Annotated in this window: 20 protein-coding genes and 2 pseudogenes; 11 read left to right on the top strand and 11 right to left on the bottom strand. The window is 68.7% G+C overall.

Features of this window, described 5'->3' with window-relative positions; genetic code table 11:
* Positions 1 to 345 precede the first annotated feature (345 nt).
* A complete protein-coding gene (locus OG866_RS01895) occupies positions 346 to 1,812 on the bottom strand; it encodes a non-reducing end alpha-L-arabinofuranosidase family hydrolase (RefSeq protein WP_329331496.1) in 1,467 nt (488 codons plus the stop codon).
* A 786-nt stretch (positions 1,813 to 2,598) separates the two neighbouring features.
* Here OG866_RS01895 and OG866_RS01890 point away from each other — a divergent pair.
* The 4 genes from OG866_RS01890 to OG866_RS01875 all read left to right on the top strand — a co-directional run bounded on the left by OG866_RS01890 (position 2,599) and on the right by OG866_RS01875 (position 6,451).
* Positions 2,599 to 4,029 (top strand): endo-1,4-beta-xylanase, encoded by a 1,431-nt coding sequence (locus OG866_RS01890; RefSeq protein ID WP_329331495.1) that lies wholly within the window; start codon positions 2,599 to 2,601, stop codon positions 4,027 to 4,029.
* A 102-nt stretch (positions 4,030 to 4,131) separates the two neighbouring features.
* Positions 4,132 to 5,085, top strand: a complete 954-nt coding sequence (locus tag OG866_RS01885; protein WP_329331494.1) for a sigma-70 family RNA polymerase sigma factor — start codon at positions 4,132 to 4,134, stop codon at positions 5,083 to 5,085.
* 56 nt (positions 5,086 to 5,141) lie between these two features.
* Entirely contained in the window at positions 5,142 to 5,705 is a 564-nt protein-coding gene (locus OG866_RS01880; protein ID WP_329331493.1) for a dihydrofolate reductase family protein, read from the top strand.
* 329 nt (positions 5,706 to 6,034) lie between these two features.
* Positions 6,035 to 6,451 (top strand): pyridoxamine 5'-phosphate oxidase family protein, encoded by a 417-nt coding sequence (locus tag OG866_RS01875; protein WP_329343877.1) that lies wholly within the window; start codon positions 6,035 to 6,037, stop codon positions 6,449 to 6,451.
* A 204-nt stretch (positions 6,452 to 6,655) separates the two neighbouring features.
* On the opposite strand, the gene OG866_RS01870 is transcribed toward OG866_RS01875, so the two are convergent.
* From OG866_RS01870 to OG866_RS01860, 3 genes are all read right to left on the bottom strand, one after another.
* The gene (locus OG866_RS01870) at positions 6,656 to 7,003 is read right to left on the bottom strand and encodes a YciI family protein (RefSeq protein WP_329331491.1); all 348 of its coding nucleotides are present in this window, start codon (positions 7,001 to 7,003) and stop codon (positions 6,656 to 6,658) included.
* 68 nt (positions 7,004 to 7,071) lie between these two features.
* A complete protein-coding gene (locus tag OG866_RS01865; protein ID WP_443063634.1) occupies positions 7,072 to 7,956 on the bottom strand; it encodes a virginiamycin B lyase family protein in 885 nt (294 codons plus the stop codon).
* A gap of 81 nt (positions 7,957 to 8,037) precedes the next feature.
* Positions 8,038 to 9,507: an MFS transporter gene (locus OG866_RS01860; RefSeq protein WP_329331489.1), complete on the bottom strand. Its 1,470-nt coding sequence runs from the start codon at positions 9,505 to 9,507 to the stop codon at positions 8,038 to 8,040.
* 148 nt (positions 9,508 to 9,655) lie between these two features.
* On the opposite strand from OG866_RS01860, the gene OG866_RS01855 reads away from it, so the two are divergent.
* On the top strand, positions 9,656 to 10,222 hold the full coding sequence (locus tag OG866_RS01855) for a TetR/AcrR family transcriptional regulator (RefSeq protein WP_329331488.1): 567 nt from the start codon (positions 9,656 to 9,658) through the stop codon (positions 10,220 to 10,222).
* A 52-nt stretch (positions 10,223 to 10,274) separates the two neighbouring features.
* Here OG866_RS01855 and OG866_RS01850 read toward each other — a convergent pair whose 3' ends face one another.
* The 4 genes and pseudogenes from OG866_RS01850 to OG866_RS01835 all read right to left on the bottom strand — a co-directional run bounded on the left by OG866_RS01850 (position 10,275) and on the right by OG866_RS01835 (position 12,251).
* The gene (locus OG866_RS01850) at positions 10,275 to 10,700 is read right to left on the bottom strand and encodes a hypothetical protein (RefSeq protein WP_329331487.1); all 426 of its coding nucleotides are present in this window, start codon (positions 10,698 to 10,700) and stop codon (positions 10,275 to 10,277) included.
* Between the two features lie 45 nt (positions 10,701 to 10,745).
* A complete protein-coding gene (locus OG866_RS01845; protein WP_329331486.1) occupies positions 10,746 to 11,129 on the bottom strand; it encodes a VOC family protein in 384 nt (127 codons plus the stop codon).
* Positions 11,130 to 11,177: 48 nt separating this feature from the next.
* Positions 11,178 to 11,353 (bottom strand): annotated as a pseudogene (locus OG866_RS01840) (IS256 family transposase); the annotation flags it as partial.
* A gap of 1 nt (position 11,354) precedes the next feature.
* The gene (locus OG866_RS01835; RefSeq protein WP_329343876.1) at positions 11,355 to 12,251 is read right to left on the bottom strand and encodes an alpha/beta hydrolase; all 897 of its coding nucleotides are present in this window, start codon (positions 12,249 to 12,251) and stop codon (positions 11,355 to 11,357) included.
* 272 nt (positions 12,252 to 12,523) lie between these two features.
* Here OG866_RS01835 and OG866_RS01830 point away from each other — a divergent pair, with 272 nt between their 5' ends.
* On the top strand, positions 12,524 to 13,681 hold the full coding sequence (locus tag OG866_RS01830; RefSeq protein WP_329331485.1) for a lipid II:glycine glycyltransferase FemX: 1,158 nt from the start codon (positions 12,524 to 12,526) through the stop codon (positions 13,679 to 13,681).
* A 1-nt stretch (position 13,682) separates the two neighbouring features.
* On the opposite strand, the gene OG866_RS01825 is transcribed toward OG866_RS01830, so the two are convergent.
* Positions 13,683 to 15,026 carry a UDP-N-acetylmuramoyl-tripeptide--D-alanyl-D-alanine ligase gene (locus OG866_RS01825; protein ID WP_329331484.1) on the bottom strand — a complete coding sequence of 448 codons (1,344 nt, stop codon included), beginning with the start codon at positions 15,024 to 15,026 and terminating at the stop codon, positions 13,683 to 13,685.
* Between the two features lie 127 nt (positions 15,027 to 15,153).
* On the opposite strand from OG866_RS01825, the gene OG866_RS01820 reads away from it, so the two are divergent.
* The 3 genes from OG866_RS01820 to vanX are packed head-to-tail and all read left to right on the top strand — an operon-like array spanning position 15,154 to position 17,823.
* Entirely contained in the window at positions 15,154 to 16,143 is a 990-nt protein-coding gene (locus tag OG866_RS01820; protein ID WP_329331483.1) for a D-isomer specific 2-hydroxyacid dehydrogenase family protein, read from the top strand.
* The gene (gene vanA-Sc, locus OG866_RS01815; RefSeq protein ID WP_329331482.1) at positions 16,136 to 17,191 is read left to right on the top strand and encodes a D-alanine--(R)-lactate ligase VanA-Sc; all 1,056 of its coding nucleotides are present in this window, start codon (positions 16,136 to 16,138) and stop codon (positions 17,189 to 17,191) included. Before OG866_RS01820 ends, vanA-Sc begins: the two co-directional genes overlap by 8 nt.
* 23 nt (positions 17,192 to 17,214) lie before the next feature.
* Positions 17,215 to 17,823 (top strand): D-Ala-D-Ala dipeptidase VanX, encoded by a 609-nt coding sequence (gene vanX, locus OG866_RS01810; RefSeq protein WP_329343874.1) that lies wholly within the window; start codon positions 17,215 to 17,217, stop codon positions 17,821 to 17,823.
* A gap of 95 nt (positions 17,824 to 17,918) precedes the next feature.
* On the opposite strand, the pseudogene OG866_RS01805 reads toward vanX, so the two are convergent.
* Positions 17,919 to 18,311, bottom strand: a pseudogene (locus OG866_RS01805) (PucR family transcriptional regulator); the annotation flags it as partial.
* A 274-nt stretch (positions 18,312 to 18,585) separates the two neighbouring features.
* On the opposite strand from OG866_RS01805, the gene OG866_RS01795 reads away from it, so the two are divergent.
* Both OG866_RS01795 and OG866_RS01790 read left to right on the top strand, forming a co-directional pair.
* Positions 18,586 to 19,170, top strand: a complete 585-nt coding sequence (locus OG866_RS01795) for a dihydrofolate reductase family protein (RefSeq protein ID WP_329331481.1) — start codon at positions 18,586 to 18,588, stop codon at positions 19,168 to 19,170.
* Positions 19,167 to 19,580, top strand: a complete 414-nt coding sequence (locus tag OG866_RS01790; protein ID WP_329331480.1) for a VOC family protein — start codon at positions 19,167 to 19,169, stop codon at positions 19,578 to 19,580. Before OG866_RS01795 ends, OG866_RS01790 begins: the two co-directional genes overlap by 4 nt.
* Before the next feature lie 90 nt (positions 19,581 to 19,670).
* On the opposite strand, the gene OG866_RS01785 is transcribed toward OG866_RS01790, so the two are convergent.
* Positions 19,671 to 20,846, bottom strand: coding sequence for an epoxide hydrolase family protein (locus OG866_RS01785; protein WP_329331479.1), 1,176 nt, complete (start codon positions 20,844 to 20,846; stop codon positions 19,671 to 19,673).
* Positions 20,847 to 20,855: the final 9 nt, after the last annotated feature.

Below are 20,855 nucleotides of genomic sequence, written 5' to 3'. Positions count from 1 at the left end.
ACGACCCCACCGTGCTGGTGGTCCCCGCCGTCTCGCCCCTGCGTACCCATCCCTCCGTGCGCCATGGTCGCCGCCGGTCTCGGTATCGCGCTCGCCCCCGCCTGGCTCTCACCACCCGACGCAGCGACGTACCTCTCCTCCCGTTCGCCTCCGACGTCCGGCCTCCACCCGCCGCATCCTCCTCGCCCATGCCGCGGCCCGCCCCGCCACCCCGGCGGCCGAGGCGATGGCCCACGTACGAGGCACGGAGGCACAGCGGTTTGCCGCCTCGGACCTGCGTCGGCCGGAAGTGACGCGATGACACAGGTCCGGCTCCCTGACGGGAGCCGGACCTGTGTCATGCCGTCAGCGTTGCAGTGTCAGCAGCCCTGGACGGTAGGGAAGGAGGCCGTAGTCGCCGCCCGAGCTGGGGCTGCGCCCCTGATAGAGCAGTTGCAGGTTGCAGGGGTCGACGGTCATGGTCTGGTCGGCGGTGGTGCGGATCAGTTCGCCATGGCTGATGTCGTTGGTCCAGGTGGCGCCGCTGTTGGCCTTTCCGGCGAAGGGGTTGCTCTCGGTCGCGGCCTGGGGCGTCCACGTGCCGTTCAGACTGGTGGCCGTGAACGAGCGGAAGTAGCGGCCCTGCGAGCCGATCGCCTCGACGATCATGAGGTAACGGTTCTGGCCCTGGAGCTTGTACACCTGCGGGGCTTCGAACAGGTTGTTCGTCGTGTCACTCATGACCACGGTGGAGGTCGACCCGAAGCTGCCCGGGAAGTTCCCGATCGGCATACTCGCCCGGTAGATCTTGCCGTTGTCGCCGGCGAAGAACAGATACATGTTCGTGCCGTCACCGATGAGTGTCTGGTCGATCGGACCCGTTCCGGAGCCGGAGATACTTCCGGAGAAGAGCACCTGCGGGGACGACCAGCCGTTCGGGTTGGTCGGGTCGCTCGATGTCCGGTACGAGAAGGCGGTCGCGCCCCACTGGTAGGTGAGCACCCAGATGTTCTTCGGCGCGAAGTAGAAGAGCGTGGGTGCGACGGTGGAGGACGACATCGTGTTCTGACTGGCCGAGGCCATGTCCGACCAGTTGGTGAACGGGCTGAAGTTCATCGAACCCCAACTGGTCCCCGTGTCGTGCGTCGTGGCGTAGACGAGTTGCTTGCCGTTGTAGGGGACGACGGTGAAGTCCTTGAGCGACACCCATCCCGACTTGGGCTGGGCCAGGGCGCCCGTTGACGACCAGCGGTAGGCCGACGGAAGATCGCACGCGCCGGGGGTGTCGGCGCCGACCTTCACGAGCTGCCACTGCTGGTTGGTGCCGCCCCAGTCGTCGTACTGGACGATGTTGGCGTTGTCGGCGGTGGACGCGCCCTGCACCTCGAGGGCCTTGTTGGTGTGGCGCGAGATGAGCCGCACGTAGCCGTCCGAACTGTCGGCCAGCCGCCACTGCTGGTTCGTGGCGTTCAGGTCGGTCCACTGGACGATCGAACCGCCGTTGGCGGTGGACCAGTTGTACAGGTCCAGCACCTTGCCCGAGAGGCGGGACTTGATGCGGTAGTAGCCGTCGCCCGCACTGACGAACTGCCACTGCTGCTGGCTCTGGTCGTTTCTCGTCCACTGGGTGATGCGGGCGCCGTCGTTGGTCGCCATGTTGTAGACGTCCAGGGCCTTGCCGCTGTTGCGGTTGATCAGCACGTACGAGGCGTTGGGGTCAACGGTCGCCGCGCTGGCGGGCTGAGCGCCGAGGAAGGTCGCCACAAGGAGCAGTGGCGAAAGGACGGCGAGTAAGCGTCTGAGTGGGGCCGTGAACGGGTGGCGCAACCACATCTGGGGGCCTCCTTAGGGGGCGGGGCGAGGTGGCGTCGGCGAACCGCGGAGCGGCTGTGCCGGGGAAGAATGACTCTTCGAAACATTCGAGGAGTTCTCGGATCTTTCGACGCCACAAGATAGAAATGCGAGGTGCTTCGGTCAAGGCCTGTCACTGTTCTGTCTTCAATCGGATCCGCCCGTCCGGAGTGGGGCGAGGTGCCGCGTGGGTCGGGACCGCGCGGGCAGAGCGCGGCCCGACGCTCCGATACGAGGGCGTTGACCAGGGGTGTGGCGATGGAGTGGGGGCTTCGGGCGTCGGCCTTGACGGCGGCTTGGGTCTCGCCGCATCCAGCAATGGGGGCGCGCGAGATCTATTTCCCGGCTCGATCCCGATTCGAATGTTTCGATCAGACTGTGGAAACTTTCCCTGTGCAATGTATTGACGATCCACCGTCAATGCCTCAATCATCCCTCACCAAGGGTCGACCAGAGTTCGAAATGTCGAACAGTGCCGCGCCACCCCGTTCGTTCCGGTGAGGTTTCGCCGGCGCAGCTGGCTCTTCGTGAACGCGGAGAGGTAGGCGACGCCGTGTGACACCTCCCGGCTGAGCCGCGTTGGAGTATCTCCGTGCCCATGCCTGTGCCCGTGTCTGTGCCGAACCAGCGCTGCCGCGCGCCGAACCTCACCCGCCGGCCGGCAAGTGCCGTACAAGCCGGTCGAAATCGTCCCGCTCTCAAAACCGCGGGGTCGAACTTCCCTCTGCGCGTCAGCCATCCCGTGATGTCGATTTTGGAGGCACAGCCATGGCTTTGAACGCTCTACCCGGACCCGGTGACCGCCGGAGAATCCGCACGGCGCCGCTCGCGCTGCTCATCGCCGTCCTCGGCGCCGTCGCCGCACTGCTGGCGCCGCCGGCCGCACACGCGGCCGAAAGCACACTCGGCGCCGCGGCGGCGCAGAGCGGCCGCTACTTCGGCACCGCCATTGCCTCGGGCAGGCTGGGCGACTCGACGTACACGACCGTCGCGGGCCGTGAGTTCAACATGGTGACGGCCGAGAACGAGATGAAGATCGACGCCACCGAACCGCAGCGTGGCCAGTTCAGCTTCACCGCCGGTGACCGCGTCTACAACTGGGCGGTGCAGAACGGCAAGAAGGTCCGCGGACACACCCTGGCCTGGCACTCCCAGCAGCCCGGCTGGATGCAGAGCCTCAGCGGCAGCACACTGCGCCAGGCGATGATCGACCACATCAACGGTGTGATGAGCCACTACAAGGGCAAGATCGCCCAGTGGGACGTCGTGAACGAGGCCTTCGCGGACGGCAGTTCGGGCGCCCGGCGCGACTCCAACCTGCAACGCACCGGCAACGACTGGATCGAGGTCGCCTTCCGTACCGCGCGCGCCGCCGACCCGGCCGCCAAGCTCTGCTACAACGACTACAACGTCGAGAACTGGACCTGGGCCAAGACCCAGGCCATGTACGCCATGGTCCGGGACTTCAAACAGCGCGGCGTACCGATCGACTGCGTCGGCTTCCAGTCGCACTTCAACAGCGGCAGCCCCTACAACAGCAACTTCCGCACCACCCTTCAGAACTTCGCCGCCCTCGGCGTCGACGTGGCCATCACCGAACTCGACATCCAGGGCGCCTCGGCCACGACCTACGCCAACGTGACCAACGACTGCCTGGCCGTCCCGCGCTGCCTCGGCATCACCGTCTGGGGTGTGCGCGACACCGACTCCTGGCGATCGCAGGACACACCGCTTCTGTTCAACGGCGACGGCAGCAAGAAGCCCGCCTACACCGCCGTCCTCAACGCACTCAACGGCGGCACCACCACGCCCCCTTCGGACGGCGGACAGATCAAGGGCGTCGGCTCCGGCCGCTGCCTGGACGTGCCCAACACCAGCACCACCGACGGCACCCAGCTCCAGCTGTGGGACTGCAACAGCGGAACCAACCAGCAGTGGACCTCCACCGCGGCCGGTGAGCTCAGGGTCTACGGCAACAAGTGCCTGGACGCCGCCGGCACCGGCAACGGCGCCAAAGTCCAGATCTACAGCTGCTGGGGCGGCGACAACCAGAAATGGCGCCTCAACTCCGACGGATCCATCGTCGGCGTCCAGTCCGGCCTCTGCCTCGACGCCGTCGGGGCCGGAACCGCCAACGGCACCCAGATCCAGCTGTACACCTGCTCGAACGGCAGCAACCAACGCTGGACCCGCACCTGATGAACCCCTGACGTCGGACTTCTCGCCCGTCACGGGCGAGAAGTCCGACGTCAGCCTCGATACCGTGCTTGCGGCCAGACGGTTCGACGACGGGTGTGCGGTATGCATGATGAGCCTGTGGATTTCGAGCCGTACCGGAGTGAGCTGGTGGCGTTCTGCTACCGGATGACGGGTTCGGTGCACGACGCCGAAGACCTGGTGCAGGAGACGTTGCTGCGCGCGTGGAAGGCTCGTGACCGCTACGACCCCGCACGCGCGTCGGTGCGGACCTGGCTGTACCGGATCGCGACCAACGTGTGCCTGACCGCGTTGGAAGGGCGCGGGCGGCGTCCGCTGCCGTCCGGGCTTGGTGTGCCGAGCGACGACCCCGGGGCGCCGCTGGTCCCTGCCCCGGATGTTCCCTGGCTTCAGCCGTTTCCCGACGCGCGTTTGGATGTGGAGACGCGTGCCGATCTGCGGCTTGCGTGGGTGGCGGCGGTGCAGCTCCTGCCGGCGCGACAGCGGGCGGTGCTGGTGCTGCGCGAGGTGCTGGCGTTCAGCGCCGCGGAGGTCGCCGAGCAGCTGGGGAGCACGGTGGCCGCGGTCAACAGCGCGTTGCAGCGGGCCCGTGCCGCTCTCGCCGGCGTGGGCGACGCGGGTGCCGTCGTCGAACCGGACGATCCCGAGACACGGGCGGTCATCCGCCGCTACATCGAGGCGTTCGAGGCGGCGGATGTGCCCGCGCTGGTCCGGCTGCTGGCCGATGACGCGGTGCTGGAGATGCCGCCCGTGCCGCTGTGGTTCAGGGGCAGTCACCACTACGGACGGTTCATGGAGCGGGTGTTCGCGATGCGGGGCACCGGCTGGGGCATGCGGGAGCTGACCGCCGGAGGGCAGCCGGCGCTCGCCGCGTACGCGCCGCAGCAGGGCGGCGGGCTCCGTCTGCACACCCTTCAGGTCTTCACCGTCACCGGCGGCCGCATCGCGCACAACGTCGTGTTCGCCGATCCGCGCGTCTTCGACGCCTTCGACCTGCCGGGCGAGATCGACGCGGACGAGTTTCGCCGCGAGCGATGAGTCGGGGCGGTGCGGCCGGTACGTACCGGTGAGCACCGAACCGAAGGAGTCTCACCGTGAGTGTCATCGTCATCGAGTTCACCACCCTGGACGGGATCGTCTCCGACCCGGACGGATCCGCCGGCACACCGCTGGGCGGCTGGGCGTTCCGGCACGGCCCCCAGGCGGTCGCCGGGGACAAGTTCCGCCTCGGCCGCACGCTGGACGAGGGGGTGCTGCTGCTCGGGCGCGCCACGTGGCAGCTGTTCGCGCGGCTGTGGCCGGGCCGCGACGACCCGTTCGCCGCGCGGATGAACGCCGTGCCCAAGCTGGTCGCCTCCCGCACCCTGACCGACGCCGACCTGTCGGCGTGGTCGAACTCCCAGCTCCTTGACGGCGACCTGGCCGACGCCGTCAAACGCGAGCGCCGGGAGGTGATCGTCACCGGAAGCCTGAGCATCGTGGATCGGCTGATGGCCACGGACATGATCGACGAGTACCGGCTACTGACCTTCCCCACCGTCCTCGGCACAGGCCGACGGCTCTTCCCCACCGAAAGCCCCCACACCAATTGGGAGTGCCTGTCCGCTGAGCAGTCCGGGGCCGCCCTCCTCACGCGCTACCGCAGGGCGGCCCGATGACAGTCGTAGGCCGCGCTCCTGCACGACCGGCCGAGACCTGACCGCTGAACGAACCACGCTGAGCCCCCGGCTCGCCCGAGCGTTGCGAAGCGATCAACTACCGACGCTTGGGCCGGTCGGCGCAACGCGCCCGCCGGCGGACCACCGACCGTTGCCGGTGGGGACGTGTCCGGCATTGGCGCCGGGAATTCTCATCGCAACAGGCGAAGGGACGTCTCCGCTGCCGGGCATCCGCATGGATCGACCTTCTGCGGATGATGATCCTGCTCTCGTGATCTCCACGACCCCAGAGAGAAGAAGATAGACGGGTGACTCCTCCTGCGTTCGATGTGGATTCCTTCCTCAGCCAGCCGCTCACCGCGCGTATCGCGACCCACGGGCCGGCTGTGCGCCCCGTGTGGTTCCTGTGGGAGGACGGAGCCTTCTGGGTCTTGACGGGACCGTGGGCCAGGCTCTTCGACCACGTCAGGTCACACCCCAGGGTCGCCCTCGTGGTTGACGTCTGCGACATCGCAACGGGCCTTGTCCAACAGGTGATTGCTCGTGGCGATGCCGAGCTCGTCCCCTTCGACGTACCGCGAGGCCGACGCAAGCTCGTTCGCTACCTGGGCACGGACGAGTCCCGCTGGGACGAACGCTTCGTCCACTACCTGCACGACAACCCCAGTGAGAGAGGAACCGCGTGGTTGCGGCTGGTTCCCGACTCCCTCACGGCACAGGATCTGAGCTACTCCAGCGCCGGATGACCGACCATGACGGCCGGCTCCCCGTGATCGCTGCCGGAGCACGTTCTGGCGCGGGACGCTGCTTGACGTGCGCCCGACGACCTCCCATGCGGCGACGGCCTGCCCGTCCCGGAGGGCATGATCTGACGAAGCCGGACGGCACGACAGCGGCGGCCCTGTGGCCGCCGGGCGCTGTCGTGCCGTCGGGATAATCCCCGGTGTCGCTCAGGCGGATTCGAGGAGCGGGCGGATCTCGACGGTCTCCGGGGTGGGAAGGCTCTTGGCCAGTTCGAGGGCTTCCTCGCGGTCGGCCACGTCGACGATGAACCAGCCGCCGAGGGTCTCCTCGCCGGCCTGAGCGGGGCCGTCGGTCACCGTCGACGTCCCGTCGGCCGCAGTGCGCACTGTCGCGGGAGGCGTGAGCTCGGTCTCCAGGGCATCGCCACCGACCAGCTTTCCGGCCGCGGCGAGTCCGCCGATCCAGCCCTCGTACTCCTTGCGGTACGCGGCCCGGTCCTCCTGGATCCGGCGGCGCGACTCGTCCGTCTCGAAGATCACGAGCGCGTATTTCATGGGAACTCCTCTCCGGCCGTCCTACGGACGACCGTTGCTGTTGATGGATGGGGGAGGGGGTGGCCTGTTCAGGCGATGCCGTCGTCTGGGGCGATGCGGGCGAGTGAGCCGATCTCCAGCGCGGTCCACAGGGCGCCGTCGGGGCCGACGGTGATGCCGTGCGGTTCGGAGCGGGGGGTGGGCAGGTCGTGGACGGTGACGGAGCCGTCGGAGGTGAGCGTGCCGACGCGGTTGGCGCCCCATTCGGTGAACCAGACGGCGCCGTCGCCGTCGATGGTGACGGCGTGCGGTCGGGCGGTGCGGTCGGGCAGCGGGAACTCGGTGATCTTCCCGTCGGGAGTGATCCGTCCGATCTGCCCGGCGGCGATCTCGACGAACCACAGTGCTCCGTCACGGCCCGCGGTGATCCCGACCGGTGCCGCGGCCTCCGTCGGCAGGGGATGCAGGGTGACCGTGCCGTCCATGCCGATCCGCCCGAGGGCGTTGGCCTGGTTGAGGGTGAACCACATCCCGCCGTCGCCGCCGGCGGTGATCGCCGAAGGGAACGCGCCGGTGACGGGCAGCGGGAACTCGGTGACACCGCCGTCGACGGTGATGCGGCCGATGCGGTCGGCGGCGGTCTCGGTGAACCACAGGGCTCCGTCGGGTCCTGCCGCGATGCCGAACGGCCCGCAGCCGGGTGTGGGCAGGCCGAATTCGTCGATCACGCCGTCCGTGGTGATCCGCCCGATCCGGTCCGCCCGGTACTCGGTGAACCACAGCGCTCCGTCCGGGCCGGGGACGATGACGGTCGGCCCGCTGTCGGAGTCGAGCCGGTGAGGCGTCGGCTCCTCGCCGGGGACGAGCCGGCCGATCTGGCCACTGTGGACGAGGGTGAACCACAGGGCGCCGTCCGGCCCCGTGGTGAGGGCGTAAGGCCCTGCGGCGCTGTCGGCCACTGTGTGCTCTTCGATGGACACCTGGGTCACATGATTCAAAGGGGATTCCCGTTTCCGTGCTCGGTGGAGATGCGTGCGATGCCGGCGGCGCCGGTGTCAACGGCTGTTCACAGATGCCTCGTTCGAGGAGGTGACCGTATCGGGATCGGTGGAACGGTACGTCGCCGCAGGGCCCTTCGCGGGGTGGGACCTCGCCAGCCACAGACCCGTGAACACGGCCGTGGCCAGTGTGACGGCGCCCGCCGCGACGAAAGCGCTGTTGAGGCCGGTCTCGAAGGAGGCGCCGCCGGACTGTCGGGTGCGGACGACGACTCCGAGCAGCGCCACGCCGAGCACCGCGCCGATCTGCCGGGTGGTACTGCTGACCCCTGAGGCGAGGCCGCCTTCCTGCGGGTTGACCGCCTGGATGGCGGCGCCTGTGAGGGGGGACAGGGTCAGGGCGAAGCCGACGCCGACGACTGCCAGCCGCCACCACACGTTCCCGTAACCGGTGTCGGCGTGCACCATGCCCAGCGCCACCAACCCCCCTCCGGCCAGGGCCAGACCGACGGTGACCACGACGCGGAAGCCGTACCGGGCGGCGAGTCGGCCCGCGTACGGGCTGACGATCACCATGGCGAGGGACATCGGCAGGGTCTGGAGGCCGGCGCGCAGGATCGAGCTGCCCTGGACGTACACGAAGAACTGGGAGAAGAAGAACGACGAACCCATGAGCGCGAACCCCACCACGACCATGGCGGTGTTGGACACGGTGAACAGGCGCTGCCCGAACAGCCGCAGCGGCAGCATGGGCGCGCGACGACGGGCTTCTACGGCGATGAAGGCCGCGAGGAGGATCACCGCGGCGGCGAAGCTGCCCAGGATGACCGGTGAGGTCCAGCCGCGGGTGCCGCCCTCGATCAGCCCGTAGGTCAGCGATCCCACCGCCAGCACCGACAGCACCGTGCCCGGGATGTCGATCGCGGGGGCGTTGGGATTACGGGACTCGCCGAGGTGGCGCAGGCCGGCCAGCAGCAGGACCACACCGATGGGCAGATTGACCAGGAAGATCGCGGGCCAGCCGAAGGCTTCCGTCAGCACGCCGCCGGCCACGGGTCCCGCGGCCAGACCGATCCCGCTGAATCCGGCCCACAGTCCGATCGCCTTCATCCGTTCCTGCGGCACGGGATAGGCGGCGGTGAGCAGGGCCAGCGAGGCAGGGCTCAGCGCGGCGGCCCCGATGCCCTGCACCACCCGGCCGGCGACCAGCCAGCCGAGCGTGGGCGCGAGAGCGCAGACCAGGGACGCGGCCGTGAACACCACCACGCCGGTCAGGTACACCCGCTTGCGGCCGAACCGGTCGGCGAAGACACCGCCGGACATCAGCAGCATGGCGACCAGCAGTACGTACGCGTCGACGATCCACTGAAGACCGGTCAGCTCGGTGTGCAGCCGGTGCTGCATGTCGGGCAGCGCCGCCCCGACGATCGTGTTGTCGAGCAGGATCATGAACTGGCCCAGACAGGTCAGCGCGAGCAGCAGGGTCTGGTTCGACCGACTGCCTGCCGTCGCGTGCGATACGGCCATGGATCCCCCTCGTTGGTTGTCCGCGCCGGCCAGGGCGGTACGGACGGCGATACAGCTCAACTCCCTAACGCAAGTGCTGGCTGCGTTAGAGCACTGTAGGGAGGTGCGCGCCATAAACGCAAGCGATAACTGCGTTAAGGTGAGGAGTATGAACGAGGGACAGCGAGCCCGGCGGCCCGGCGGACGCAGCGCCCGCGTCGGCGCGCAGGTGCACCAGGCCGTCACCGACCTGGTCGGAGAGCGCGGCTACGGCAACTTCACCGTCGGCGAGGTCGCGGCCCGCGCAGGAGTGGCCGACAGCAGCATCTACCGCCGGTGGGGCAGCCTGGAAACCCTGCTCGCCGAGGTCGCGCTCACCCGCCTCAACGCGCAGTCGCCGATGCCCGACACCGGGAGCCTCGACGGCGACCTGCGCACGTACGCGGCCCAAGTGGCCCGCGAGATCACCGGACCCGACGGTCCGGCGGTGCTGCACCTCGCCGTCGCCCTGTCGAGCAGCGGTCAGCAGGGCATGCAGGCCGGCGCCGACCTGCGCGCCGAACGCACCCGGCAACTGCAGGCCATGCTCGATCGTGCCCGCGAACGCGGCGAGGACGCACCCGACGCGTTCGACGTGCTGGACCACATCCTGGCCCCGATGTACATCCGCGTCCTGTTCGGCATGGTCCCGCTCACGCCGGACTACATCGACGGGCTGGTCGACCGACTGCTGTGACCGCACCGGGTCCGACCGCGGAGGTCCCCCACCCTGCGGCTCCGCGGCCTGCTCAGGCCTGGTGCTCGGCGATGGCGTATGCCGTGCTGAGGAGGCGTACCCAGCGGATGGTTGAGGCCGGGGAGATGCCGGTGGAGGCAAGGCGCAGAGCCTGGATCTGGCGGCGGACGTCCGAATCGAGGTCGGTGGGCAGGTCTGCGAAGAGGTCCGGCCCGGCTGCTTGCGGATCAAGGAGGCGGGTGACGCTCTGCCACATCGCCTGGCCTGTTTGCGGACAGGCCGCTTGGGCTGACCCGCGCTGCGCCTGGAACAGGGCAAGGCCGAGGACGAAGCCGACAGTCTCCAGGAAACCGCCGGCCGGCTCGCCCCAGGCAACAAGCCGCTGTTCCTGGCGGCGCAGCGCGTCGGGGTGGCTCAAGTGATCGACGATCAGGCGGCGGGCCCGGTCGATCTGGTCCCGCAGTTCAGCAGCGGGCATCAGCGCCTCCGGCGCGGTGAGGGGAGCCCAGTGTCGGTGAGCCGGTCATCCCTCGTCGAGACAGAGGCAGAAGGGGTGGCCGGCGGGGTCGAGAAGCACTCGGACGTTCTCCCGCGGCTGGTCCTCGGCGATCGTGGCGCCCAGGGCGACGGCCTCCGCGACCGCTGAGTCCAGGTCGCCGACCTGGAAGTCGAAGTGCATCATCGGACGCTGTTCGCCGTCGATCGGTGGCCACACCGGAGCCCGGTAGCCTTCGGCCTGCTGGAATACGAAGAACGGCCCTTGCGGGGAGGCGGCGACGATGGTGGTTCCGGGTTCCTCGTGTCCGATGGTCCAGTCGAGGAGTTCAGCGTAGAACCTCGCCAAGCCGCTGGGGTCGGGCGCCTCGATCGCCGTTCCCCACCACATGCCATGAGTTCGAGATTTCATCCCGGCAGCCTGCCTCATGGTCCCGCGCTTGTCGCGGATGAGATGCGGTCAGCCGGCGGTGAGTTCGTTGCGCTCGACCAGGACGCCGTCCTCGAACCTGGCGCCTGCGCGGACCAGGGCCACCAGTTGGGCCCCGGTCATCGGCCGCGCCACCGTTCCTGAGCGGACTCGACCAGCTTGGACACCATCGCCAGGGCTGCCGTGGGGCTGCCCGCACCACGGGTGTCATGCCGCGAGTGCGTCCAGCGCGTCCGCGACGGAGGCGGGATCCAGCGGGCCCACGTGTGACGCCTCGGGAAAGTCACACACACGGAAGCGGTTGCCCGGTGTGAGCGCGTCGGCCTCCGCGACCATCCTGTCCTGAAGCGCGGTGGCGATCGTCCGGTCTTGACCGAAGCGCAGGTAGGTGCGGGGAATGCGCCCCCAGCTGTCAGCTCGGCCGACCGCTCGGCCCGCGTACGCGGTGATGGGCTCGTCGGTCTGCATGCCGGCCAGAATCCGGCGGGAGTCGGCGTCAGGGTAGTCCGCGCAGATCATCTCCTTCAGGAGGGCCAGGGCACGGCTGTCGCCAGTCCGGAAGTTCAGCCGCAGCACCCCGAGTTGGTCCGGGTCACCGACTGTCAGCTCGACCGGGCTGACGGCGTTGGCGTTCTCGGGTGCCGCCGTGCAGGCGTCCGCGGTGGGCAGCGTACGGCTGGGGCAGAAGGCCGCCATGTAACAGATGTGGTGAAGCAGGTGCGGGACGGCGTCGCCGACCCGGCTGACCGATACGCCACCCAGGCTGTGCCCGACCAGCACCACCGGGCCGTTGTGCGCCGCGCGCCGCACGACACCCGTGACGCGCGCTTCGTAGTCCTCCAGCCCGAGTCCCTTCAGCGGCGAGGGCTCGACCGCCATCGCGTCGAGGTCCTGCCGCTGGTACGACTCCGGGACGAAGGCCTCCGCCCCGTGTCGCGGCTGATCCACCATCACGGCGCGGTGACCGCGCAGGGTCAGCTCTCGAGCGATCGGCATCCAGAAAGCGCCCGCGCTGTGAGTACCGTGCACCAGCACGTAGGTGGTGGGCCCTCGACGTGGCGCCGCCGCCGCTCGTGAGGTTCCGAGCCCGCCGGCCAGCGCCATACCTCCCACCGCGAGTCCCAGACCGCGCAGTGCCGTCCGCCTGGTAGTACCGGTTCGTTGGTCGTTCGTGGCATCCGTCATGCTCCGACGCTATGAGCGGCCCGCTGGGCGAACCAGCCGCCCAGCACCCCGGCGGGGGTGGGCCTGGCACCACCCTCCAACACGGAAGCGAAGGACGCGCCCACGGCACTGACGTTACGAGGCGCCACATGTCGTCCGCGTATCGAGAACCGCATACGCCCGGGCAACACCCCGCCGCCTTGACTCCCGGCATGTCCTCCAGCGAAACAGTACGAGCAGCAGCCGGGACTCCGGTCGTCAGGGCGATCAGCGCCGTCGAGCACTTGGCGTTCGTGCGGGACCAGCGGTCGGTCAGCTTTCTGCAGACGCCGGCCTGGGGTCGCGTCAAGACCGAGTGGCGCAGTGAATCCCTCGGCTGGTTCCACGGTGGACGCCTGGTCGGCGCCGGGCTCGTCCTGCACCGCCCGGTGCCGCGGCTCGACCGCTTCACGCTGGCGTATCTGCCCGAGGGCCCGGTCATCGACTGGAGCGGCGAGATCGGCGCGTGGCTCGATCCGTTGGCGGCCTACCTCAAGCAGCACGGCGCGTTCGCGATCCGGCTCGGCCCACCGGTGGTCACCGACATGTGGAGCGCCGCCCAGGTCAAGGAGGGCATCTCCGCCCCGGAAGTCCGGCGGCTGACCGACCTGCCCGGCCAGTGCGGCGATCCGGTCGGGGCCCGCGTGAGCAGCGAGCTCAGGGCGGCGGGCTGGATGCCGCAGAACCCGCAGGACGGGTTCGGGGTCGGGCATCCGCAGTTCAAGTACGAGATCCCGCTGGCGGGCAGGACCGAGGACGACCTGCTCAGGGGCATGAGCCAGCAGTGGCGCCGGAACATCAAGAGGGCGGCCAAGGAAGGCGTCGAGGTCACGGCCGACGCCGGGGGCCCGGAAGACCTCAAGGCGTTCCACGACCTGTACGTCCACACCGCGCAGCGCGACCGCTTCACGCCCCGGCCGTTGCACTACTTCGAGACCATGTTCGCGGCGCTGAGCGCCGAGGCCCCCGAACGCATCACGCTCTATCTGGCCCATCATCAGGGCGACTTGGTCGCCGCCACCGTCCTGGTCCGCGTCGGAACCCATGCGGTGTACGCCTACGGCGCCTCCGCCACCGACAAACGCGAGGTGCGCGGCTCCCACGCCTGTCAGTGGTCAATGATCCGCGATGCCCTCGCGGCCGGCTGCGATGTCTACGACCTGCGCGGCATCACCCCGACCCTCGACGCCGACGACCCGCACGTCGGCCTGGTCCGGTTCAAGGTCGGTACCGGCGGGCGGGCGGTACGCTACGTCGGCGAGTGGGACCTGCCGCTGCGGCCGATGGTCTACCGGGCCTTCGATCTCTACATGAGGCGGCGCGGGCGCTGAACTAGCGCAGCGCGGCGGCGACTTCGTCGAGGCGCGCCCCGCGTGATGCCTTGACCAGGACGACGTCGCCGGTGGCGAGGTGATCGCGCAGCCAGTGGACGGCCGCGTCGTTGTCGGCGAGGACCAACGCCCGCTCTCCCGCGCCGTCGGCGATCGGGCGGGCGCCCTCGCCGACGGCGGCCACCACGTCCGCCCGGGCGGCGGCGTACGTCCCGACGCCACGGTGCTCGGCCTCGCTGTCGTCGCCGAGTTCGAGCATGGCGCCGAGTACGGCGATGCGGCGTTCGCCCTCGATGGCCGCCAGCGCGTCCAGGGCGGCGCGGGTCGAGTCGGGGTTGGCGTTGTAGGAGTCGTTGAGCAGCGTCGCTCCGCAGGCGAGGTCGCGGGGCTCCAGGCGCCAGGGGGACAGCGTGGCGGTGGTCAGTGCCGCCGTGGCGAGGGCGAGCGGTACACCGGCGGCGAGCGCTGCCGCCACGGCAGCTGCCGCGTTGAGTGCCTGGTGGGCGCCGATGAGCGGCAGGGTGACGTGAGCCGAGCCGGTGGGGGTCCGCAGTGTGCAGGACGGTCGGCCGAGCCGGTCGAGACTCAGGTCGAGTACCCGTACGTCGGCATGGGCCGCCCGGCCGAAGGTCACTACCGGCCCGTCCGTGAGCGCGCGCATCGCGGTCACCCGGGGATCGTCCGCGTTGAGGACGGCGGTGCCGCCGGGCGCGAGCCCCTGCACCAGTTCGCTCTTGGTCCTGGCGATGGCGGCGCGCGACCCGAACTCGCCGAGGTGGGCCACACCGACGTTGAGGACGACGGGGATGTCGGGCGCGACCAGTCCGGTGAGCGCGGCGATGTCTCCGACATGACGGGCACCCATCTCCAGGACGAGGAACCGCGTGGCCGCCTGGGCGCGCAGCATGGTGAGCGGCACACCGAGCTCGTTGTTGAGCGAACCGACTGTGGCGACGGTCGGTCCGGCCTCCGAAAGCACGGCCGCCAGCAGATCCTTGGTGCCGGTCTTGCCCTGCGAGCCGGTCACCGCGACGACGGTCAGTCCCTCGCGCAGCCGGGCCACGACCTGCGCGGCGAGCATGTGCAGCGCGCTCCGTACGTCCTTGACGACGACGGTGGGCAGTGGCGTGGGCCGGGAGCCGAGCACGGCCACCGCACCGGCCCGCCCGGCCTGTTCCGCGTAGTCGTGGCCATCGGCCCGCGCGCCGGCGAAGGCGACGAAAAGGCCACCCGGATCGGCCTGCCGACTGTCGAGCACGGCCGGCGCGGTCACGGTCACAGAGCTGTCGCCCACGGTCGTTCCGCCGACGATCTCGGCGATCTCGGCGAGCCTGAGCGGGATCACGCCGATTCCCCGGAGGTCATGTCCGGCAGTGAGTAAGTCATGTGCTCAGTCAAGGGAGTTGGACGTATCGCGGGCATATCGAAAAGCCCATACGTTCCGGCAACAGCACCCCGCCTTGACTTCAGACATGACCCCCAGCGAAACGACCCGCATCACCATGTACGGGTGCGGCCCGGACGAAGCCGCTCTGTTCCGCGAGTTGGCGCCCGGCCTCGGTGTGCAGCCGACCATCACCGACGCACCGGTGTCCGAAGCCAATGCCGAACTGGCCTCCGGCAGCCGGTGCATCAGTGTCGGCCACAAAACGCCGATCACCCATGGCGCACTGCGTGCGCTCGGTCGAGCCGGCGTCATGTATATCTCCACGCGCAGCATCGGATACAACCACATCGACCTGGAACACGCGGACAGCATCGGCATCTTGGTCGAAAACGTCTCGTATTCTCCGGACAGCGTCGCCGACTACACGCTCATGCTCATGCTGATGGCGATACGGGACGCGAAATCCCTCGTCCGGCGCACCGACACGCACGATTACCGGCTGAGCGATGCACGCGGAAAGGAACTGCGCGACCTGACGGTCGGGGTGATCGGTACGGGCCGTATCGGCGCCGCGGTCATGGACCGGCTGCGTGGTTTCGGCTGCCGCATCCTGGCTCATGACCATCGTCCCTTGTCCCGCCCCGCCGCCGCTGTCGAATACGTTCCCCTCGATGAACTCCTGCGCCACAGCGACCTGGTCACGCTCCATGCACCACTCACCGCGGCAACGCACCATCTGCTGAACCGGCAGCGCCTGGCGCAGATGAAGAACGACGCGCTGATCGTCAACACCGGACGCGGTGCGCTCATCGACACCGAAGCCCTGCTCCAGGAATTGGAGAGCGGCCGGCTGGGCGGCGCGGCGCTGGACGTCGTCGAAGGCGAGGAAGGCATCTTCTACGCCGACTGCCGGGACAAACCCCTGGAAAGCAAAGCCCTGTTGAGGCTGCAAGAGCTGCCGAACGCGCTCATCAGCCCGCACACCGCCTATTACACGGATCACGCCCTGCGCGACACCGTGCAGAACTCTCTCACCAACTGCCTGACATTCGAAAGCAGGAATCAGCATGCCTAGGCTCAAGGTCGGCATCATCTTCGGGGGCCGTTCCGAGGAGCACCCCGTCTCCGTCAAGTCCGCGCGCGAGGTGGCCCGGAACCTCGATCCCGAGAAGTACGAACCCTTCTACATCGGCATCACGAAGAACGGTGCCTGGAAGCTCTGCGACGGCGACGGCGGCGACGGGCCCGACGCGCGGTGGGAGAACGGCAACTGCCGCCCCGTCGTACTGTCTCCGGACAGCGACGTCCACGGACTTCTCACGCTGGAGCAGGGGCGTTACGGAACGATCCGGCTGGACGTCGTACTGCCCGTGCTGCACGGCACCCTCGGCGAGGACGGCGCGATGCAGGGCCTGCTGGAGCTCTCCGGCATCCCCTACGTCGGCTGCGACGTCCAGAGCTCCGCTCTCTGCATGGACAAATCCCTGGCCTATGTCGTCGCCCGAAGCGCGGGCATCGCCACGCCGAACTTCTGGACCGTCACCGCGGACGAAACCATCGACCCCGCCCAGCTCACCTATCCGGTCTTCGTGAAACCGGCCCGATCGGGGTCGTCCTTCGGCGTCACCAAGGTGTCCCGACAAGAGGAACTTCCGAGTGCGGTGCTGGCGGCCCGGCAGTACGACTCCAAGGTGCTGATCGAAGAGGCCGTCGTCGGCAGCGAGATCGGCTGCGCCCTCCTCGGGAACGACTCGGATCTCGTCGCGGGCGAGGTGGACCGTATCGCGCTCTCGCACGGATTCTTCCGGATCCACCAGGAAGACAACCCGGAGACCGGTTCCGACAACTCCACGGCCATCGTTCCCGCCGACATCCCGGAAAAGTCACGGCTGCTCGTCCAGGAGGCGGCCAAGACCGTGTACCGCGCCTTGGGGTGCCGCGGTCTTTCGCGGGTGGACATGTTCCTCAAGGAGGACGGAGAAATAGTCCTCAACGAGGTCAACACCTTCCCCGGCATGACCTTGTACAGCCGCTATCCGAGGATGATGGCGGCCGCGGGTCTCCCCCTCTCCGAGGTGATCGACCGGGCGGTCTCCCTCGCCTTGACGGGAAAGACTCGATGAGGCCGACGCAGCCGATCCATTCGATAAAGGACGACTTCGTCTATGTGGACGACCTGACATCCGGAATACGCTGGGACGCCAAGTACGCCACATGGGACAACTTCACCGGCAAACCGGTGGACGGATATCTGGTCAACCGAGTCGTCGGCACGAGGGCACTGTGCGCGGCCCTGGAGAACGCCCGGGAGCAGGCCGCATCACTGGGCTTCGGCCTGCTGCTCTGGGACGCCTATCGCCCGCAGCACGCCGTCGACTGCTTTCTGCGCTGGGCGCAGCAGCAGGAGGACGGCCGGACGAAGTCACGGCACTATCCCCATATCGGCAGGACCGAGATGTTCGAGCAGGGCTATGTGGCCGCCAGATCTGGCCACAGCCGGGGCAGCACCGTCGACCTCACGCTCTATCACCGGGCCACGGGTGAACTCGTCCCCATGGGCGGCGACCACGACCTGATGGACCCCGTCTCGCACCACGGCGCACAAGGGATCACCCGCGTCGAAGCACGTAACCGTCAGCAGCTGCGGTCCATCATGGAGACCTGCGGATTCAGCGCGTACGAGCGCGAGTGGTGGCATTACACGCTCGTCGATGAACCCTATCCGGACACCTATTTCGATTTCCCCATCACATAGGCCGCCCGGCACGCCCGGGCTGTGCTTCCTCCCCGACCACCCCCGTTGTGCGGGCGGGAGCACGTTGCAGCGGCTGCCGCCGTACGGTTCCACTGTCAGAGCTTCACGGTCGGCCAGTCCAGTAGCCGGGCGCCGATGACGGCGGTCTGGAGCATGTAGCGGTGGGCCGGGTGGGACGGGTCGGCGCCGGTGAGCTGGTGGATGCGTTCCAGGCGGTACGTCATCGCCCGCACGCTCAGCGAGAGGCGACGGGCGGCCTCGGCGGCGACGCAGCCGGAGTCGAAATAGGCGGTGAGAGTGTCGAGGAGGGGCTGGGCGCCGCCGCGGGCGGTGGTGAGCGGGCCGAGCGCGTTCGCCACGAGGTCGGCCATGGCTTGCCGGTCGCGGGTGAGGACGGGGTAGACGAGCAGGTCGGTGGCGCGCAGGACCGGTTCGTCGAGGTCGAGGCGCTCCGCCAGTTCCAGGGCGCTCAGGGCCTCTTCCGCGGACGCCGGGCACGGTCTGCGCGCCCTGGTCGTGGCGCACCTCGCCGCGGCCCGCGCCGGACGTCCCCGGCTCGGCCGACAGCACTCTCGCCGCCGTACAGCAGGTCGTCGACGCCTTCGCCACTCCTGCTCTCTCAGCCCGCGGCGTGGCGGCGCGGCGGGCCGATGAGTTTGCCGGTTGCCTGAAGTCTGTCCTCTGTCCTCTGACATTCGCGATCCGTCGGCGGATCAGGAAACCCCCGGTTCCCGCTGTCATGCAGGAGAGATGGAGGCCAGGATGAAGAATCCGATTCGGCTGTACATGTCGATGTCGCTCGACGGCTATATCGCCGGCCCTGACGATCGGCCAGGACAGGAGCTCGGACGCGACGGCGGACGGCTCTTCAACTGGCTCGACGACCGGGAGTCCGACGGTCCCAGCGGCCAGGTCTATCGCGAGGCGCTGGCGACCGGCGCGTTGATCTCCGGCCGTCGTACCTTCGAACTCGCCGGGCGCTGGCGGGGCGACCATCATGACGGCGTGCCGATCTTCGTACTCACTCACCAGGTGGATGACGGGGACGTCCCACCGGGTCACGCGCGTTTCGTCACCGATGTCGAGGACTGCGCCCGTCAGGCTCGGGCAGCCGCGGGGGACCGGCCGGTCATGGTCCACGGGGCGGGGGCGGCCCAAGCGCTTCTCCGAGCGGGTCAGGTGGACGAGATGGAGATCCACCTGGTTCCGTCCCTGCTCGGCGGCGGACGACGGCTGTTCGACCACCTGGGTGGCGATCACATTGAACTCGACCTCGTCCGACGGCTTGAGGACCGCGATGTGACGCATCTGCGCTACCGGGTGCTGCGACCTGAGGAGGCCGCGTGAAGACGCTCTTCGTCTCCTACCGCGTCACCGACCTGGACCGCTCGCTCGGCTTCTACACCGCCTTGGGCTACACCGAACTGGGCAGGGTCGAGATCGGCGAGGGGGCTCACCTCGTGATCCTCAAGTTCCCCGACGAACCAGCCGCCTCGCTCGAACTGGTACACCGCGCCGGCGACGGACCCGTCGACGTGGGCAGCGGCTTCGACCACCTTGCGATTCAAGTGGAGAGACTCGCCACCACCCTGGAGACGCTGACCGAAGCCGGGCTGAGTCCCGAACCCCTCCAGTACCCCGGTGGCCCTCATGGCCCGAAGACGTCATGGCTCACAGACCCCGATGGCTACCGGATCGAGCTGGTGGAGTGGCCGTCCGGACATCCCGACGGCATCACCGCGGCGGACTTCGCCTGAGGGGACTGTAAGACGCTGCTCGGTGCAACTCCCGATCATGGACGACGCGGCCGGATCAGGCGGTGATCGAGCGCCGGCACCCAGCCGCGTTCACCGATGAGCGGCCAGTACTGCCGAGAGGCCATCTCGCAGGTCCTTGACGAAATACTCCGGAACCTCCAGCGACGGGAAATGTCCCCCGGTTTTGGGCAACGTCCACCGGACGATCTGTCGGTACCGTTCCTGTGCCCAGGGGCGCGGACACTTCTCGGCGTCGCGGGGATACATGGTGAGTGCCGACGGGACGTCGACCCGGAGTTCGGGGTCGAGCGATCGGTGGCTCTCGTAGTAGATGCGGGCCGCCGATGCGCCGGTCCGCGTCAGCCAATACAGGGTGACGTTGTCGAGAACGCGGTCTCGGGAAATCGTCTCGAACGGGCTGTCCTCGGTGTCTGACCACTCGGCGAACTTGTCGAGGATCCAGGCAAGAAGCCCGACCGGTGAGTCGACGAGCGAGTAGCCGATGGTCTGCGGCCGGGTCGCCTGCTGCTTCGCGTACGCCGCGTGGTGGAGCCAGAAATCGCGCGTTTCCTCAGTCCATTCACGCTCGGCCGCGGTCAGCCCGTCCGTTGTCAAGCCGGGCGGTGCCTCCGCGGACGTTGTGTGGATGCCGAGAACGTGCGCCGGGAACCTGCCGCCGAGAACCGTGGTGATGTTCCCTCCCCAGTCGCCGCCGTGGGCTGCGAACTTGCTGTAGCCGAGCCTTCCCATCAGTTCCACCCATGCGGCCGCGATCTTTTCGGCTCCCCACCCGGTGGTGGTCGGCTTGTCGCTGTAACCGAAGCCCGGCAGTGAAGGGACCACGACGTGAAAGGCCGGCGCGTCGGCGTCCTTCGGATCTGCCAGCTCGTCCACTACGTCGATGAACCGAGCAATGCTGTCCGGCCAGCCGTGCGTCAAGAGCAGAGGAGTGGCGTCTGCGCGCGGGGATCGGCGGTGCAGGAAGTGGATTCCCAGATCATCAATGGTCGTGCGGAACTGGCCGATCCGGTTGAGGCGCTCTTCGAACGACCGCCAGTTGTACCCGGTACGCCAGTAGTTCACGACATCGACGAGATCAGCGAGCGGAACGCCCTGTTCCCATCGGCGCGGGTCGGGCGCGGGGCGATGGACTGTCTCGGTCTCCGGCAGCCGCGCCGCGGCCAGTCGCGCGCGCAGATCGTCGAGGTCGGCGTCAGTCGCGCGGGCTTCAAATGCTTGCACGTCGCTGGTGGTTGGACAGGGCATGGGGCCTCC

It is taken from the genome of Streptomyces sp. NBC_00663 (assembly GCF_036226885.1).
Taxonomy (GTDB): Bacteria; Actinomycetota; Actinomycetes; order Streptomycetales; family Streptomycetaceae; genus Streptomyces.
The sequence above is the reverse complement of the archived record's forward strand: the minus strand, read 5'-3'. Positions and strand labels throughout refer to the sequence as shown.

Bases quoted from the DNA above. Each gene is read 5' to 3' on its own strand.
- OG866_RS01855 (WP_329331488.1), top strand. From the start codon at position 9,656: ATGAACGAGGGACAGCGAGCCCGGCGGCCCGGCGGACGCAGCGCCCGC.
- OG866_RS01835 (WP_329343876.1), bottom strand. From the start codon at position 12,251: ATGGCGCTGGCCGGCGGGCTCGGAACCTCACGAGCGGCGGCGGCGCCA.
- OG866_RS01885 (WP_329331494.1), top strand. From the start codon at position 4,132: ATGCATGATGAGCCTGTGGATTTCGAGCCGTACCGGAGTGAGCTGGTG.
- OG866_RS01830 (WP_329331485.1), top strand. From the start codon at position 12,524: ATGTCCTCCAGCGAAACAGTACGAGCAGCAGCCGGGACTCCGGTCGTC.
- OG866_RS01850 (WP_329331487.1), bottom strand. From the start codon at position 10,700: ATGCCCGCTGCTGAACTGCGGGACCAGATCGACCGGGCCCGCCGCCTG.
- OG866_RS01795 (WP_329331481.1), top strand. From the start codon at position 18,586: ATGAAGAATCCGATTCGGCTGTACATGTCGATGTCGCTCGACGGCTAT.
- OG866_RS01870 (WP_329331491.1), bottom strand. From the start codon at position 7,003: ATGAAATACGCGCTCGTGATCTTCGAGACGGACGAGTCGCGCCGCCGG.
- vanA-Sc (WP_329331482.1), top strand. From the start codon at position 16,136: ATGCCTAGGCTCAAGGTCGGCATCATCTTCGGGGGCCGTTCCGAGGAG.
- OG866_RS01895 (WP_329331496.1), bottom strand. From the start codon at position 1,812: ATGTGGTTGCGCCACCCGTTCACGGCCCCACTCAGACGCTTACTCGCC.
- OG866_RS01785 (WP_329331479.1), bottom strand. From the start codon at position 20,846: ATGCCCTGTCCAACCACCAGCGACGTGCAAGCATTTGAAGCCCGCGCG.
- OG866_RS01860 (WP_329331489.1), bottom strand. From the start codon at position 9,507: ATGGCCGTATCGCACGCGACGGCAGGCAGTCGGTCGAACCAGACCCTG.
- OG866_RS01820 (WP_329331483.1), top strand. From the start codon at position 15,154: ATGACCCCCAGCGAAACGACCCGCATCACCATGTACGGGTGCGGCCCG.
- OG866_RS01890 (WP_329331495.1), top strand. From the start codon at position 2,599: ATGGCTTTGAACGCTCTACCCGGACCCGGTGACCGCCGGAGAATCCGC.
- OG866_RS01845 (WP_329331486.1), bottom strand. From the start codon at position 11,129: ATGAAATCTCGAACTCATGGCATGTGGTGGGGAACGGCGATCGAGGCG.